General features: G+C 63.5%; 15 protein-coding genes. 11 read left to right on the top strand and 4 right to left on the bottom strand.

The annotated features are described in order from the left end of the window. The 6 genes from ACN4F8_RS21205 to ACN4F8_RS21180 all read left to right on the top strand — a co-directional run. Positions 1-867 (top strand): tetratricopeptide repeat protein (locus ACN4F8_RS21205; RefSeq protein WP_419475391.1); only part of this gene is annotated, 867 nt, incomplete at its 5' end. A 195-nt stretch (positions 868-1062) separates the two neighbouring features. Next, complete coding sequence (locus tag ACN4F8_RS21200; protein ID WP_419475390.1) at positions 1063-1692, top strand: hypothetical protein; 630 nt, start codon at positions 1063-1065, stop codon at positions 1690-1692. A 278-nt stretch (positions 1693-1970) separates the two neighbouring features. Next, on the top strand, positions 1971-2897 hold the full coding sequence (locus ACN4F8_RS21195; RefSeq protein WP_419475393.1) for an HprK-related kinase A: 927 nt from the start codon (positions 1971-1973) through the stop codon (positions 2895-2897). A gap of 4 nt (positions 2898-2901) precedes the next feature. Further along, complete coding sequence (locus tag ACN4F8_RS21190) at positions 2902-4014, top strand: nucleotidyltransferase family protein (protein WP_419475389.1); 1113 nt, start codon at positions 2902-2904, stop codon at positions 4012-4014. Between the two features lie 72 nt (positions 4015-4086). Next, a complete protein-coding gene (locus tag ACN4F8_RS21185; protein WP_419475388.1) occupies positions 4087-4857 on the top strand; it encodes a S1C family serine protease in 771 nt (256 codons plus the stop codon). 54 nt (positions 4858-4911) lie between these two features. Then, positions 4912-6027 (top strand): NAD(P)/FAD-dependent oxidoreductase, encoded by a 1116-nt coding sequence (locus ACN4F8_RS21180; RefSeq protein ID WP_419475387.1) that lies wholly within the window; start codon positions 4912-4914, stop codon positions 6025-6027. Here ACN4F8_RS21180 and ACN4F8_RS21175 read toward each other — a convergent pair. After that, on the bottom strand, positions 6013-7107 hold the full coding sequence (locus ACN4F8_RS21175) for a quinone-dependent dihydroorotate dehydrogenase (protein ID WP_419475386.1): 1095 nt from the start codon (positions 7105-7107) through the stop codon (positions 6013-6015). The genes ACN4F8_RS21180 and ACN4F8_RS21175 overlap by 15 nt on opposite strands. Positions 7108-7145: 38 nt before the next feature. On the opposite strand from ACN4F8_RS21175, the gene rpiA reads away from it, so the two are divergent. Next, positions 7146-7817 (top strand): ribose-5-phosphate isomerase RpiA, encoded by a 672-nt coding sequence (gene rpiA, locus ACN4F8_RS21170; protein WP_419475385.1) that lies wholly within the window; start codon positions 7146-7148, stop codon positions 7815-7817. A 19-nt stretch (positions 7818-7836) separates the two neighbouring features. Here the strand turns inward: rpiA and ACN4F8_RS21165 are convergent, their stop codons facing one another. From ACN4F8_RS21165 to ACN4F8_RS21155, 3 genes are all read right to left on the bottom strand, one after another. Continuing rightward, positions 7837-8484: a glutaredoxin family protein gene (locus tag ACN4F8_RS21165; RefSeq protein WP_419475384.1), complete on the bottom strand. Its 648-nt coding sequence runs from the start codon at positions 8482-8484 to the stop codon at positions 7837-7839. Positions 8485-8515: 31 nt separating this feature from the next. Next, positions 8516-10597, bottom strand: a complete 2082-nt coding sequence (locus ACN4F8_RS21160; RefSeq protein WP_419475383.1) for a M3 family metallopeptidase — start codon at positions 10595-10597, stop codon at positions 8516-8518. Positions 10598-10666: 69 nt separating this feature from the next. Further along, positions 10667-11143, bottom strand: a complete 477-nt coding sequence (locus ACN4F8_RS21155) for a YhbY family RNA-binding protein (RefSeq protein ID WP_419475382.1) — start codon at positions 11141-11143, stop codon at positions 10667-10669. 44 nt (positions 11144-11187) lie between these two features. On the opposite strand from ACN4F8_RS21155, the gene ACN4F8_RS21150 reads away from it, so the two are divergent. From ACN4F8_RS21150 to glmM, 4 genes are all read left to right on the top strand, one after another. Further along, the gene (locus ACN4F8_RS21150; RefSeq protein WP_419475392.1) at positions 11188-11865 is read left to right on the top strand and encodes an RlmE family RNA methyltransferase; all 678 of its coding nucleotides are present in this window, start codon (positions 11188-11190) and stop codon (positions 11863-11865) included. A 145-nt stretch (positions 11866-12010) separates the two neighbouring features. Further along, a complete protein-coding gene (gene ftsH, locus ACN4F8_RS21145) occupies positions 12011-13930 on the top strand; it encodes an ATP-dependent zinc metalloprotease FtsH (protein ID WP_419475381.1) in 1920 nt (639 codons plus the stop codon). A gap of 83 nt (positions 13931-14013) precedes the next feature. Next, positions 14014-14844 carry a dihydropteroate synthase gene (gene folP / locus ACN4F8_RS21140; protein WP_419475380.1) on the top strand — a complete coding sequence of 277 codons (831 nt, stop codon included), beginning with the start codon at positions 14014-14016 and terminating at the stop codon, positions 14842-14844. Between the two features lie 66 nt (positions 14845-14910). Continuing rightward, positions 14911-16228 (top strand): phosphoglucosamine mutase (gene glmM / locus ACN4F8_RS21135; RefSeq protein ID WP_419475379.1); only part of this gene is annotated, 1318 nt, incomplete at its 3' end.

Raw genomic sequence — 16228 nt, 5'->3', positions numbered from 1 at the left:
CTGCTGCCGAACTCGCCACTGCCGCACGTGCGCATGGCGACGGTGCATGCCGTGCTGAAAGCGCCAGCAGCGGCCGAACAGAGCCTTCGCAAAGCACTGGAAATTCAACCCAACTTGCTGGTGGCCCAACGCGGATTGGCCGAGTTGGCCATGCAGGCCAAGAAGCCGGCTGATGCCCTGGCCGTGAGCAAAACGATCCAGAAGCAGCGACCCAAGGAGGCTGCGGGCTATCTGCTGGAAGGCGACGTGCACGCTGCTGGCAAGAATTGGAGTAGCGCGGTTGATGCCTACAGTGTCGGCCTCAAGGCGGCACCGGGCACGGAATTGGCCATCAAGCTGTACACCGTGCAGAGCCTGGCAGGCAGACCGGCCGATGCAGACCGCACGGCCGTGGAGTGGATCAAAGGCCATCCCGATGACGCCGGATTTCGGCTTTTCCTGGGTGATCGCGCGTTGGGGACCAACAATCTCAAGGAAGCGCAGCGCCACTATGATCGTGTGATCGAGCTTCAGCCCAAGAACGCGCTGGCTTTGAACAACCTAGCCTGGGTGGCCGGAAAGCTGGGTCGGGCCGATGCGGTTTCACTGGCCGAGCGAGCCGTGGCCGCAGCGCCCAACCAGCCCGCATTCATGGACACGCTGGCGATGCTGCTGTCCGAAAAGGGTGAGCATGCCAAGGCGCTGGACTTGCAGAAAAAAGTCGTGGCTGCTCAACCCACTGCGCCGGCCTTCAAGCTCAATCTGGCGAAGATTCACGTGGCTGCAGGCGACAAGGCGGCTGCACGCGGTTTGTTGGATGAGCTTGCTGCGCTGGGCGATCGGTTCCCGGGACAGGCCGAAGTCACCAAGCTCAAGCAAGGGTTGTGAGCCGTCGATGCTTGGCCAGCGTTGTCCGCAGGTGTCGAAAGAATTTACAAAATGTACATACCCCGACAGACATCAGACCCCTTGCGATGAAAACCCTCTAACAATCAAGTACTTGGCATACAGCAAGAATTTGGAACGATTCTTGCGTGCCCTGTCGACAAACGCAGCTTTGTTCGATTATTCGAGCTCGACGAAATGACCAAACCAAATCCAGACCTTCAGCAGACCCCGACGCAGCCCGGTACCGATGGCGGGCGGCGCAGGCGTTTTCTGGGCGCCGGCGTTTCAGCAGTTCCACTGGTGCTGACCATGGTCAGCCAGCCCGCGCTGGGTGCGACCTGCTTCACGCCCTCTCGCTCGCTGTCGAGAAATACCAGTGTTTCTCAAAATGGCCACTATGGACAATGCACGGGTGCAGAGTCTCCCGGTAACTACAAAGCACAGCAGACGCCGGGTACGTCGGCTTATCACTGGCCAGCTTCTGTAAAACCCACCGATCCGCTTCATCCCACATTCAAGATGGGTGCCGTACAGGGCGTTTCAAAATTCACCAAATACGTGGGTGGTCAGTGGGTAAGCAAGTCCTTTGGTGAAGCCCTGAATATCAATGCTCCAGGGCAGGTCCACTTTCATCTGATCGGTGCCTACCTGAACAAGATGGGCGGCAACGGTGCTGTCATCCCCGATGTTGCGATCACGGTCGAGGGGTTGTTGAATATCTGGAGCGAGTACATCACCAAGGGCTACTACGAGCCCACCGCTGGGGTGCGTTGGGATGCAGAAGACATCAAAACCTATCTGCTGTCCAACGGAATGGTGAAATGAGCGATCGCGGTTGCAATGACCGATGACGGGTTCTTGGTGCGGCGATGGGCGGACGGTTGTGTCTTGTTTGATCGACTGCTTGGAAGTACACATGCCCTCCAGCCTGCGGCGATGATCGATGTGCTGGGTGGAGGTGACTCCCTGCCACCGGTTGGAAAAATCAGAGCCATGATCCAGGCGTTGGAATCTTCCTCTCAGCACCCCGCTGGCGTTTCTGCAGATGCACCCCGGGAGCTTTCGCGCGACCCATTCCGGCCAGTGGTGAATCCCAATTGACGATGCTTCAGGGCAGGGTCGGCGAGTTGGCTCTTCGCGACCTCCACAAGCTTCTGGTTGAAGGCACATTTGCTTTGCAGACGGGCTCACTGCTCTCCAGAATTTCCACCCCGTTTGAGGATGTGGCGCGATCGTTGCACGTGCTCTACGCACACCACCCCTACCAGATTGCTCCCGAATTCGCCGATTTTCATGTTGAGGTCCGCCGGCCCCGCAATATTCGCCGGTGGATGCGCAAACAGGCTGAATTCCTGATTGATGGTGATCCTCCGTTCGAGCCCTTGCCCCGAGATCAAGCACCGGCATTTCTGGAATGGGGCTTGAACTGGTCGATTGCAGCGTCTTGTCACCAGTGGTTCACCATCCACGCGGCGTCGCTTGAAAAAAATGGTCTGGCGGTCGTTTTGCCGGCTCCGCCGGGCTCCGGCAAAAGCACGCTCTGTACCGCTTTGGCGTTGCGTGGCTGGCGCCTGTTGTCCGACGAGTTGACCTTGATCGACCCGCTGTCGTTGGCTGCGCATGCATTGGCCAGGCCAATCAATTTGAAGAATGCTTCCATTGACCTCATTCGCGCGTTCGAGCCGGCAGCGGTCTGGGGGCCTGAAACTTACGACACAGCCAAAGGTCGGGTGACGCACTTGCGGCCACCACCGGACAGTGTGGAGCGCATGCTTGAGACCGCTCAACCGAGGTGGATTGTTTTTCCTCGTTACCAAGCGGGCGCAGAGCCTGTCTTGACGCCCCGTACCAAGCCGCAAACCTTCATGGATCTGGCGGAGAACGCATTCAACTACAGCACCTTGGGTGAAACAGGCTTTGATGTCGTGGGCCGCTTGGTCGATCAGTGCGATTGCTACGACTTCACATACAGCCGCCTTGACGATGCTCTTGAGGTGTTCGAGTGGATAGCCGGCGGCGAAGCGCCTTGATGCCATGACGCCGTCCACCAGCCAGTTTTCCGCTCAGGAATTCATTGAAGCCGTCAAGTATCCAGAACGTCTGATTCAGGCGTCTTTGTCGCAATGGGATTCGATCATCAGACTGGCCAAACGCTCCAATTTGATTGGTCGTCTTGCTGAGGGCGTGTATTTGGCGGACGTGATGGGTCAGTTGCCTCCCCGGGTCCAGACGCATCTCAGCTCGGCTCGTGCATTGACGACGCATCAGCGACAGGCCATCACCTGGGAAACGCGGCACATCGGCCAGGCTCTGGGTGGGCTGGGAGCACCACTCGTGCTGCTCAAAGGTTCTGCCTATGCCATGGCCGATCTGGTGGCGGCGCGAGGCCGCCTTTTCGGTGACGTGGATGTGTTGCTGCCGCAAGCGGTGATTCACCGGGCCGAAGCTGCGTTGATGCTGCATGGCTGGGCAACGGGGCACACCGATCCTTACGATGACCGCTATTACCGGCGCTGGATGCATGAGTTGCCGCCAATGACCCATCGCAAGCGCGGCACCGTGATTGATGTGCACCACAACATCTTGCCGTTGACGGCTCGCAATTCACCCTCTGCGCAGCGCCTCCTCGACGACAGTCTGCCGATTCCCGGGACCAACCTTCGGATGTTGTCACCCTGTGACATGGTCATCCACAGTGCCACCCACCTGTTCCACGAAGGAGAGTTGCAAAATGGCCTGCGGGATCTGTTTGATCTGGACGCCTTGTTGACCGAGTTGTCGCGCGAAAACATGACATTCTGGGAAGACCTGACAGCCCGCGCACAAGTGCTCGATCTGTCATGGCCGCTTTTTCTCGCACTCCGCTACACGCGGCTCATTCTCGGCACCGATGTGCCCGCCCATGTAGAAGCCTCCATGAAGGATGCTTCGGTTCCCAACGGTGTCTCTCTCCGCCTGCTGGATGCCATGTACTTGAGGGCGCTCAAGCCCGACCATCCTCTGTGCGATGAATTTGCAACCTCGGTGGCCCGCTTTCTGATTTACCTGCGCAGCCACTATTTGAAGATGCCGATGAGACTGTTGGTGCTTCATCTCGGGCGCAAAGCCGTGATGCGCCTGTTCAAGAGCACGAGCCGCTCGGCTTGACGTTGCTTGTCCAGGGTTTGGTCCGCAGTGAAATGTTCTGTGTTCGATAAATCAACCAGCCGACGAACTTTCATGAAAAAAATCTTTGCTCTGGTGGTGTTGTTTGCTGGTTTGATGGCAGCGCAGACAGGTGTTGCCTGGGCCGGTTTGTCCGACACCATCGAGCGGCTCAAACCGGCGGTGCTGTTGATCGGCACTTACAAGTCCACGGACAGCCCGCGTTTCCAGCTCAAGGGCACGGGCTTCGTCGTTGGCGATGGGCTGATGGTGGTGACCAACGCGCATGTTGTACCCGCCGACTTGTCTTCAGCCGATGCACCGGCGCTGGTGGTGCAGGTGCGCCAGGCAACGGGTGAATGGCAGATGCGACCGGCCCGTGTCTTGGGGGTCAACGCTGCACGTGATCTTGCCTTGCTGCGAATGGATGGGCCGGCCGGTCTGGCCATGCGCTTGGGCAACTCGGCGGCCGTGCGTGAAGGCGCCGATCTGGCCTTCATGGGCTTTCCCATCGGCGGGGTCCTGGGCTTCTCGGTGGTGACTCACCGCGCAACGGTGTCCAGCATCACGGCAGCAGCCCTGCCCAGTCCGTCGGCCGGGCGGTTGAGCGAGCAGGCCATTCGCGGGTTGCGCGGTGGCACTTTCGAGATTTTTCAACTGGACGCAACCGCCTACCCGGGCAACAGCGGTGGCCCGCTGTTTGACCCGGACACAGGCGAGGTCGTGGGTGTGATGAACATGGTGCTGATCAAGGGCACGCGAGAGTCCGCCCTGAGCCAGCCGTCCGGCATCTCGTACGCGATTCCCAGCGTTCACGTGCAGGAGCTGCTGGATCGGCACCGCTGATGGCGCGCGCCGGGCTTTGTCTGCACAGCAACCTGCCACTCTCAGCAGAGGACCATGGAACACGTTGACGCACTGGTGATCGGGGCTGGCGTTGTGGGTCTGGCCGTGGCGCGTGCATTGGCCTTGAGTGGTCGTGAAGTGATGGTGCTTGAGCGTGAAGCCGCGATCGGTACCGGCACCAGCTCGCGCAACAGCGAGGTGATTCACGCAGGCATCTACTACCCGACCGGTTCACTCAAGGCCCGGCTGTGTGTTCAAGGTCGCCAGGCCCTGTACGCGTACTGCGCGGAGCGCGGCGTGCCTTATCTGCGTTGCGGCAAGCTGATCGTTGCCAACACGCCCACCCAGTGGGCTGCCCTGGCGGCCATCCAGACCAAGGCGTTCGCCAACGGCGTGGATGATCTGGTGTTGTTGAGTCGAGGCGAAGCCCTGGAGCTGGAGCCCGAACTCGAATGCCTGGGTGCGATTCTCTCGCCGTCCACCGGCATCGTTGACAGCCATGCGCTCATGCTGGCGCTGCAGGGCGATCTGGAAAACAGGGGCGGGCTGGTGGTGTGTCACAGCGGTGTGCGCGAGTTGGCCGTCACCCCCCACGGGATCGAGGTGGAATCGCTGGATGGCACCCGACTGCTGGCCCGAACCGTGGTCAACGCCGCAGGACTCCACGCTTGCGACATCGCCCGCAAGACGCGTGGACTGGATGTCCGCGGCCTGCCCAAGCCGTGGTACGCCAAAGGCAGCTACTTCACGCTGGCGGGCCGTTCACCGTTCTCACACCTGATCTACCCGGCCCCCGAACCAGACGCCCACCTCGCCGGGTTGGGTGTGCACCTCACGCTGGATCTCGGCGGTCAGGCCAAGTTTGGTCCGGACGTGGAGTGGACGTCGTCTGCCGACGACCTGCAGGTGGACGCTTCCCGGGCCGAGGTGTTTTACGGCGAAGTCCGCCGGTACTGGCCAGGACTGCCCAGCGGATCGCTGCAAGCCGGGTACGCGGGCATACGGCCCAAGATCAGCGGGCCGCACGAGCCCGCAGCCGATTTCTGGGTTCAAGGCCCGAGCGACCACGGAGTCTCCGGGTTGGTCAACCTGTTCGGCATCGAATCGCCGGGGCTGACCAGTTGCCTGGCCATCGGCGATCACGTGACCTCGGTTTCACTGAACGGCTGAGTTGCGCAGGGCCTGGATCGCGCTGGCCGACTCCCGCACCAGCGCTGGTCCTTTGTAGATCAGCCCGGTGTAGATCTGGACCAGATCGGCCCCTGATTGCACCTTGCTCACCGCATCTGCTGCGCTGAGCACACCGCCCACACCGATGATGGGGAAGCCCTTGCCCAGACTCGCCCGCAGTTGACGTATGACCTGATTGCTCAGGTGCAGCACCGGCGAGCCCGACAGGCCACCGGTCTCTTCTGCGTGCTCCATGCCCTTCACCGCTTCACGGCTGAGCGTGGTGTTGGTGGCAATCACGCCCATGGCACGGGTTGCATCACCCGAGCTGTCGGTTCCGTATCGCACCAGCGTGGCCGCGATGATTTCGATCTGCGTCTTGTCCAGGTCGGGTGCAATTTTCAGGAACACCGGGATCTGTCTGCCGTGGCGCTGGGCGAGCAGTTCACGGCGTTCGGCCACCGCACCCAGCAGGGCGTCCAGCGCCTGGTCGCTCTGCAGGCTGCGCAGGTTTTGCGTGTTGGGGCTGGAGATGTTGACGGTCACGTAGTCGGCGTGCGGATACACACCGTCCAGGCAGGTGAGGTAGTCGTCGGTGGCCCGCTCGATCGGGGTGCTCGCGTTCTTGCCGATGTTCAGACCCAGCACCATGGGACTGGCGCCGCCCTGACTGCGAAAGCGCGCGCGCTGCACGTTGGCGACAAACGCGTCCAGGCCTTCGTTGTTGAAGCCCAGCCGGTTGATCAGGGCGTTGGCCTTGGGCAGGCGGAACATGCGTGGTTTGGGGTTGCCGCTCTGACCCACCGGCGTGACGGTGCCGACTTCCACGAACCCAAATCCCATGGCTGCGAGGCCGTCGATGCAGCGCGCGTTCTTGTCGAGGCCCGCGGCGAGCCCGACGCGGTTGGGGAATCGAATGCCGGCGAGAGAGTAGGGGTCCTGGATACGCGTCTCGCTGTACAGGCAGGTCAACGGCGAATGCTGCAGTTTCGCAAGGGCGCTCAGGGTCAGGTCGTGGGCGGCTTCGGGGTCCATGCCGAACAGGAAGGGGCGGGCGGCGGCATAGGGCAGAAGCGACATCGGATAATCCAGGGCTGTTGTTTCACCGATTGTCTCAAATGACCCAAGACGAACTCAAAGCCCTGGTAGGCCAGGCGGCCCTGCAATACGTGACCCCCGGCGAAATCGTCGGCGTGGGCACCGGCTCCACCGTCAACAAGTTCATCGACGCGCTGGCCAGCATCAAGGACCAGATCGCTGGCGCTGTGTCCAGCTCGGAAGCCTCCACCGCGCGCCTGAAAGCCCTGGGCATTGCGGTGTTCGAAGCCAACGAGGTCGGCGAACTCTCGGTCTACATCGATGGTGCCGACGAGATCGATGCCGGTGGCCACATGATCAAGGGCGGAGGTGCTGCGCTCACGCGCGAGAAGATCGTGGCGGCGCAGTCGCGCCGTTTTGTCTGCATCGCCGACGAATCGAAACTGGTGCGGGCGCTCGGAGCTTTTCCGTTGCCGGTGGAAGTAATCCCCATGGCCACCGCGCGTCTGGTCCGTCAGTTCGCCGCAATGGGCGGACACGCCAGCATCCGCATGAAAGACGGCGTGCCGCTGGTCACCGACAACGGCCAGCACATTCTGGATGTGACGGGTTTGCAGATTGCCGATCCGCTCGCGTTCGAGAGTCAGATCAACCAGTGGCCTGGCGTGGTGACGGTTGGGGTGTTTGCGCACCAGAAGGCCAGCGTGTGCCTGCTGGGCACGCCAGAAGGCGTGAAGACGCTGACGTTCTAAGCCAGCGCCCGACGCCGGTTCAGAAGCGGATGCCGGCGGGGTTGGTCACAGGTGGCGCCACCGATGGGGCAGGGGCTTCGGCCGGTTGCGACTGGGCCGTGGTGGCTGGCGCGGGTGCTGCGGCCGGTGCCACCGCCACCAGCGGTGTGGGCGCGGCTCGCCGGTAGGCGCTGGGCAGGGCCGACTGCTTGGGGTAGCCGGCCGCGTCCAGAAACTGGGTCCACTCGCTGTCCGAGTAGCCTTTGATCTGCTGGCTTCCAATGGTCAGGAAAGGCAGTGAGGCTTGGCCACTGAGGCGCTTGAGTGCCTCTGCATCCTCGTTCGTGCTGATGGTCCTCTCGGCGTAGGGGATGCCACGCGCGTTCAGCAGGTTGCGCCCGCTGTTGCAGGGCGCACACTCGGCGCTGGTGTAGAGCACCACGGGGTAACGGCTGGCCACCTGGCGCAACTCAAACGGCAGCTGGGCACTGGCGCCACCGGCCGCACCGGGCGCGCCCGACACCACTGGCTTCGCGTTGGCCGCTGGCGGTGGCTGATCGGAATAACTCACCCGACCGTCAGGCCCGACGATGCGGTAGACACCCTGGGCCAGGGCAGCGACGGACACCAGACCCAGCACGAGACCGAGCGCGGCCGAGCGCAGGTGGGGGGAAGTGGGGATGCTCATGTCGACTCCTATCGGCAAGCAAGGAAACAAATCAAGCCATGCCCTGGTGCCGCAGCAGGGCTTCAATGCTGGGTTCACGGCCCCGGAAAGCCTTGAACGACTCCATGGCAGGGCGGCTGCCGCCCGCTTCCAGAATGGCTTCACGATAGCGGCGGCCGGTGGCCACGTCCAGCGTGCTGTGGCCGTTTTGCCGCGCAGCTTCTTCGAACGCGGCGTAGGCGTCGGCGGACAGCACCTCGGCCCACTTGTAGCTGTAGTACCCGGCCGAGTAGCCGCCGGCAAAAATGTGGCTGAAGGTGTGGGGCGTGCGGCTGTAGGCCGGAGGCTGCAACACCGCCACTTCATCGCGCACCTGCTGTTGCAACGCGAGGATGGCTTCGCCACTGGTGGCGGGCTGGGGCAGGCTGTGCAGCAGCATGTCGAACAGCGAAAACTCCACCTGGCGCAGCGTTTGCAGACCGCTCTGGTAGTTCTTGGCGGCCAGCATCTTGTCGAACAGCGCGCGCGGCAACGGCTCGCCGGTGTCCACGTGGGCGGTCATGTGCTTGAGCACGTCCCACTCCCAGCAGAAGTTCTCCATGAACTGGCTGGGCAATTCCACCGCGTCCCACTCCACGCCGCTGATGCCCGAGACGTCGCGCTCGTTCACTTTTGTCAGCATGTGATGCAGACCATGGCCGAACTCGTGGAAGAGGGTGATCACGTCGTCGTGGGTCAGCAGCGCAGGTTTGCCATTCACGCCCTCGGCGAAGTTGCACACCAGGTGCGCAACCGGGGTTTGCAGGGCGCCGGTGTCGGGCCGCAGCCAGCGCGCGCGCACGTCGTCCATCCAGGCACCGCCGCGTTTGCCGTTGCGCGCGGCCGGATCCAGGTAAAACTGGCCGACCAGCTCGACGCCCTGAGGGCCCGAGCGTTCGATGCGATAGAACTCCACGCCCGCGTTCCAAACGGGTGCCTGGTCGCGGCGGATGGCCACTTCGAACAGCGTCTCGACGATCTGGAACAGACCGGCCAGCACCTTGGGCGCCGTGAAATAGGGTTTGACTTCCTGCTCGCTGAAGGCGTAGCGCGCTTCCTTGAGTTTTTCCCCGATGTAGGGCCAGTCCCAGGCCTGTGGGTCGCTCAAACCGAGGTCAGCGGCGGCGAAGGCGCGCAGGTCGGCCAGGTCTTTCTCGGCGTGGGGGCGGGCCTTGGTGCCCAGGTCGCGCAGGAAGGCCACCACCTGCTCGGGCGACTCGGCCATTTTGGGCACCAGCGACACGTCGGCGTAGTGCCGGTAACCCAACAACTGCGCTTCTTCATGGCGCAGGGCCAGCAGCTCGCCCATGATGTCTGCGTTGTCGAACTTCACCGCATCGCCCGCCGCCTGATCGCTGGCGCGGGTGGCGTAGGCGCGGTAGAGCTGTTCGCGCAGCGGGCTGCTATGGGCGAACTGCATCACCGGCAAATAGCACGGCATCTTCAGCGTGAGCTTGTGGCCGGTCTTGCCCTCGGCCTGCGCGGCAGCGGCGGTGGACTGCACCACGTCGTCGGGCACGCCGGCGAGTTCGTCCGTCGTCACATACAGCGCGAAGGCGTCGGTGGCGTCGAGGGCGTTCTCGCTGAACTTCTGACCCAGTTCGGCTTGGCGCTCCTGCAGCCAGGCAAAGCGGGCCTTGGCCTCGCCTTGCAGGTCGGCGCCACCCAACACAAAACCGCGCATGGCGTTGTGGTGGGCGCGGGCTTGTTCGGCGTTCAGGCTGGCGGGGTCCATGGCCTTGTACTTGGCGTACAGGCGCTCGTCGGCACCCAGGCGGGTCCAGAACTCGGTGACCTTGGGCAGCGCTTCGTTGTAGGCGGCACGCAGCTCGGGGGTGTCGGCCACGCTGTTGAGGTGGCTCACGGCGCTCCAGGCGCGCGACAGGCGCTCGGTTGGCACGTCCAGGGTTTGCGACATGCGCTTCCAGTCGGCGGGGAAGTCGCTGGCCGTCACGGTTTCCAGCGCAACGCTGGACGCCTGCATCAGCTCGTCAATCGCCGGGCCCACCAGCGCGGGTGTGATGGCGTCGAACAGGGGCAGGTCGTCGAAGTTGAGCAGGGGGTTCCGGGCGAAGGGGGCGGTACGGTCGTTCATGCGTTCTCAGATGTGGCGCTGGCGGTGAAGTTCAAGCCGCAAGGCATGAACGAACGTAGAGGGAAGCTGTTACTGCGATTGGGCGCTCTTCTTCACGCTCTTTTTCATGACCTTGGCGCGCTTGATCTGGCCGCCGGTGGTCAGGCGCTGGTTGCCCAGCACGCGCACCACCTTCACCTCGGGCCGTTGGCCGCCGCGTTTGCTGAACTTCAGCACCTTCACGTCGCGCGGTCCGGGCATGCGGTCTTCGTCGACCACCTTGACCTTTTCTTCCACGGGGCGCCAGAGCACCAGCAGCTTGCCGATGTGCTGGATGGGCGCGGCGTTGAGTTCGTCGGCCAGGGTGTGCAACATCGCCTCGCGGGCCACGCGGTCATCGCTGAGCACGCGGACCTTGATCAGGCCGTGCGCCTTGAGCGCCGCCCCGATTTCTTTTTTGACAGCAGGGCTCAAGCCGTCGTTGCCAATGTGGACAACGGGGTCGAGGTGGTGGGCTTCGGCGCGGTGAACTTTGCGCTGGGCGGGCGTGAGTGTGATCTGGGGCATGGGACAATTATCGTTTACACAGACCTTAGGCAACCCTCATGGGCATGAAAGTCAAAACCCAGAGCAAAAAGGTCAACAAGGCCTGGCTCAACCAGCACGTGAACGACCCCTATGTTCGCCTGGCCAAAAAAGACGGCTACCGCGCGCGCGCCGCCTACAAGCTCAAGGAACTCGACGAAACCCTGGGGTTGATCCGCCCTGGTGACTGTGTGGTCGACCTGGGCTCGGCGCCCGGCGCCTGGAGCCAGTACGCGCGCCGCCGGCTCAGTCCGCAGGGTGCGGCGGTGGGTGAATTGCACGGCACCATCATCGCGCTGGACATGCTGCCCATGGAAGACGTCGAAGGTGTGCATTTCATCCTGGGCGACTTCCGCGAGGCTGCCGTGCTGGAGGAGCTGGAGACAGCCCTGACCGACCGAGGCGTGCACCAGGTCGACGTGGTGATCTCCGACATGGCGCCCAACCTCTCGGGCATCGGCATGACCGACGCCGCGCGCATCACCGACCTGGTGGAGCTGGCGGTGGATTTTTCGATCAAACACCTCAAGACCGACGGCGCGCTGGTGGTCAAGCTGTTCCATGGCGGGGCTTATGACCCCATGGTGGCCCTGTTTCGCCAGACATTTCGCACGGTCAAGGCGGTCAAACCCAAGGCGTCGAGAGACAAATCGTCTGAAACCTTTCTGGTGGGCATGGGTCTGAAATCCACGGTACGGGGCTGAGTACGGCTCCCCGTTGCCCGCCATAGGCAAAAGCCAACCCTTTCATTGACACAGCCTCGTCACCCGCATGAGGCACGCGCGCTTGAAAGTCCTAGAATGACACCTACATGCGCATAGCCGCCAATACCGACCCCAGGAGCTGCACTTGAACAATCAGTGGTTTTCGAAAATCGCCGTGTGGATGGTCATCGCCATGGTGCTTTTCACCGTCTTCAAGCAGTTCGACACACGCTCTGCCGCCGGCTCAGGCTACATGGGCTACTCCGAGTTCCTCGATGAGGTGAAGGCCCGGCGCATCAAGAGCGCCACCATCCAGGAAGGCCAGGGCGGCACCGAGATCGTGGCCGTCACGCAGGACGATCGTCGCGTGCGCACCACGGCCACCTACCTCGACCGCGGTCTGGTCGGCGACCTGATTGCCAACGACGTCAAGTTCGACGTGCGTCCTCGCGAAGAAGGCTCGCTCCTCATGACCTTGCTGGTGAGCTGGGGCCCCATGCTGCTGCTGATCGGCGTGTGGATCTACTTCATGCGGCAGATGCAGGGCGGCGGCAAGGGCGGGGCGTTCAGCTTCGGCAAGAGCAAGGCCCGCATGCTGGACGAGAACAACAACACCGTCACCTTTGCCGATGTGGCCGGCTGCGACGAGGCCAAGGAAGAGGTGAAGGAGGTGGTGGACTTTCTCAAGGACCCGGCCAAATTCCAGAAGCTGGGCGGTCGTATTCCGCGCGGCTTGCTGCTCGTCGGCCCGCCCGGCACCGGCAAGACGCTGTTGGCCAAGGGCATCGCTGGCGAAGCCAAGGTGCCGTTCTTCAGCATCTCGGGCTCCGACTTCGTGGAAATGTTCGTTGGCGTGGGCGCGGCCCGTGTGCGCGACATGTTCGAGAACGCCAAGAAGAACGCACCCTGCATCATCTTCATCGATGAAATCGACGCGGTCGGTCGCCAGCGTGGCGCCGGCCTGGGCGGTGGCAACGACGAGCGCGAGCAGACCCTGAACCAGATGCTGGTCGAGATGGACGGTTTTGAGACCAACCTGGGCGTGATCGTGGTCGCGGCCACCAACCGCCCCGACATCCTGGACGCAGCCTTGCTGCGCCCGGGCCGTTTCGACCGCCAGGTGTATGTGACGCTGCCCGACATCCGCGGTCGCGAGCAGATCCTCAACGTGCACATGCGCAAGGTGCCCCTGGGCACCGACGTGAACCCGAGCGTGATCGCTCGTGGCACACCCGGCATGAGTGGTGCCGATCTGGCCAACCTGTGCAACGAAGCCGCCTTGATGGCTGCGCGCCGCAACGCCCGCGTGGTGGAGATGCAGGACTTCGAGAAGGCCAAGGACAAGATCTTCATGGGCCCCGAGCGCAAGAGCATGGTGATGCCCGAGGAAGAGCGCCGCAACACGGCGTACCACGAGTCGGGCCACGCGCTCATTGGCAAGCTGCTGCCCAAGTGCGACCCGGTGCACAAGGTCACCATCATCCCGCGCGGCCGTGCGCTGGGCGTGACCATGAGCTTGCCCGCGCAGGATCGCTACAGCTACGACAAGGACTACATGCTGAACCAGATCAGCATGCTGTTCGGTGGCCGCATCGCCGAAGAAGTGTTCATGAACCAGATGACCACCGGCGCCAGCAACGATTTCGAGCGCGCCACCACAATAGCCCGCGACATGGTGATGCGCTACGGCATGACCGACGCCCTGGGCCCGATGGTGTACGCCGAGAACGAAGGTGAGGTGTTCCTGGGCCGTTCGGTGACCAAGACCACCAACATGAGCGAGCAGACCATGCAGAAGGTCGACGCCGAGGTGCGCCGCATCATCGACGCGCAGTACAAACTGGCGCGCGACCTGATCGAAGAGAACAGCGACAAGATGCACGCCATGGCCAAGGCCTTGCTCGAGTGGGAAACCATCGACGCCGAGCAGATCGACGACATCATGGCGGGCAAACCGCCCCGTCCTCCCAAGGACTGGACGCCGCGCAACCCCTCGGTGGGTGGTGGCGGTGGCGGCGGTGGTTCTCCCGCCGTGGCGACCGATCCGGCACCCACGGCCGCCTGACCGGCCCGGGTTTTCCAACCAGACACACGGGGCTTCGGCCCCGTTGTCGTTTCCGTTTCAAAGTTCTTTCCCAAGCCCTCCCCATGCACTGGCAGACCACCCGTTTCGACATCGACCTCGCCACGCCGCAGGTCATGGGCATCGTCAACGTGACACCCGATTCCTTCTCCGATGGTGGCCAACACGCCGGCACCTCGGCCGCACTCAAACATTGCGAACAGCTCATCCGCGACGGCGCGCACATGCTGGACATCGGCGGCGAGTCGACCCGCCCGGGCAGTCCGGCCGTGCCGCTTGAGGAGGAGCTCGCGCGTGTGTTGCCTGTGGTGCGTGGGGCGGTGGCGTTGGGCGTGCCTGTGTCTGTCGACACCTACAAACCCGAGGTGATGCAGGCCGTGCTGGACGCGGGTGCCGACATCGTCAACGACATCTGGGCTCTGCGCCGTGGCGCTGCGCTGGACGTGGTGGCGGCGCATCCGCGCTGTGGTGTGTGCCTGATGCACATGCACCGCGACCCGCAGACCATGCAAGTGGCACCCATGGACGGCGACGTGTTGCCTGCGGTGGCTGCCTTCCTGCGGGAACGGGTGAGCGCACTCTCGGCGCGTGGCATCGCTCACCAGCGGATCGTGCTCGACGCCGGCATCGGCTTCGGCAAGACCGTGGCGCAGAACTTCAGTCTGCTGGCGCGCCAGAGCGAGTTGATGGTCCTGGGCTTGCCCCTGCTGGCGGGCTGGTCGCGCAAGTCGTCACTGGGCGCCGTCACCGGGCATGAGGTGCCTGCCGACCGCGCGGCCGCCAGTGTGGCGGCTGCCTTGCTCTCGGTGGAGCGCGGCGCCCGCGTGGTTCGCGTGCACGACGTGCGCGCAACGGTGGACGCACTCAAAGTCTGGCAAGCCATCCAGCCCCGGTGATCGGGGTACCGGCGCGCCGATAATGGCGCAGCCCCGACACAACAAGACAAGACAGAGGAAGAGCACATGCCCCGCAAATACTTCGGCACCGACGGCATCCGCGGCACGGTCGGCCAGCCCCCCATCACCCCCGACTTCGTTTTGCGCCTGGCGCACGCCGTGGGCCGCGTGTTGCGGCGCACCGAGTCTCACCCCACGGTGCTGATCGGCAAGGACACACGCATCTCCGGCTACATGCTGGAGGCCGCGCTCGAATCCGGCTTCAACTCGGCAGGTGTGGACGTGGTCTTGCTCGGTCCCGTGCCTACGCCGGCCGTGGCCTACCTCACACGCGCCCAGCGTGCCAACCTGGGCGTGGTGATTTCCGCCAGCCACAACCCCTTTGCCGACAACGGCATCAAGTTTTTCAGCGCCCTGGGCACCAAGCTGCCGGACGACTGGGAGCATGCGGTGGAAGCCGCGCTGGACGAGCCACCCGTGTGGGCTGCGTCGGCCGAGCTGGGCAAGTCGCGCCGGCTGGACGATGCAGCGGGCCGCTACATCGAGTTCTGCAAGAGCACCTGCTCGCACAACCTCTCGCTCAAGGGCATGAAGATCGTGGTGGACGGTGCCAACGGCGCGGCCTACCAGATTGCGCCCGCGGTGTTCCACGAGCTGGGCGCCGAGGTCATCAAGATCGGTTGCACGCCCGACGGCCTGAACATCAACCACGGCGTGGGCGCCACGCACCCGCAGGCCATGGTGGACGCGGTGAAAGCGCACGGTGCGCACTACGGCATTGCGCTGGACGGCGACGCCGATCGCCTGCAGATGGTGGACTCGGACGGACGCCTCTACAACGGCGACGAGCTGTTGTATTTGATCGTGGCCGATCGGCTGGCGCGCGACCACGACGTGCCCGGCGTCGTGGGCACGCTCATGACCAACATGGCGGTGGAGGTGGCGCTCAAGGCGCGTGGCGTGAAGTTCGTGCGCGCCAAGGTGGGTGACCGTTACGTGCTTGAAGAGCTGGAAAAACACGGCTGGATCCTGGGCGGCGAAGGCTCGGGGCATTTGCTGGTGCTGGACCGCCACACCACCGGCGACGGCCTGGTGTCGGCCCTGCAGGTGCTGCACGCCTGCGTGGACAGCGGCAAGACCATGGCGCAGCAGCTCGCCGACGTGACGCTGTTCCCGCAGACGCTGATCAACGTGCGCCTGCAGCCCGGGCAGGACTGGAAGACCAACACCTTCCTCGCGCAGCAGACGCAAGCCGTGGAAGCCGAGCTGGGTGACACTGGCCGCGTGCTGATCCGCGCCAGCGGCACCGAGCCGCTGCTGCGTGTGATGGTGGAGGCGCGTGAGGCGCAGAAGGCGCCGGCCTGCGCCGAGCGACGGGTGGCGG

The organism is Hydrogenophaga sp. (assembly GCF_048549895.1).
Lineage (GTDB): Bacteria > Pseudomonadota > Gammaproteobacteria > Burkholderiales > Burkholderiaceae_C > Hydrogenophaga.
The sequence above is the reverse complement of the archived record's forward strand: the minus strand, read 5'-3'. Positions and strand labels throughout refer to the sequence as shown.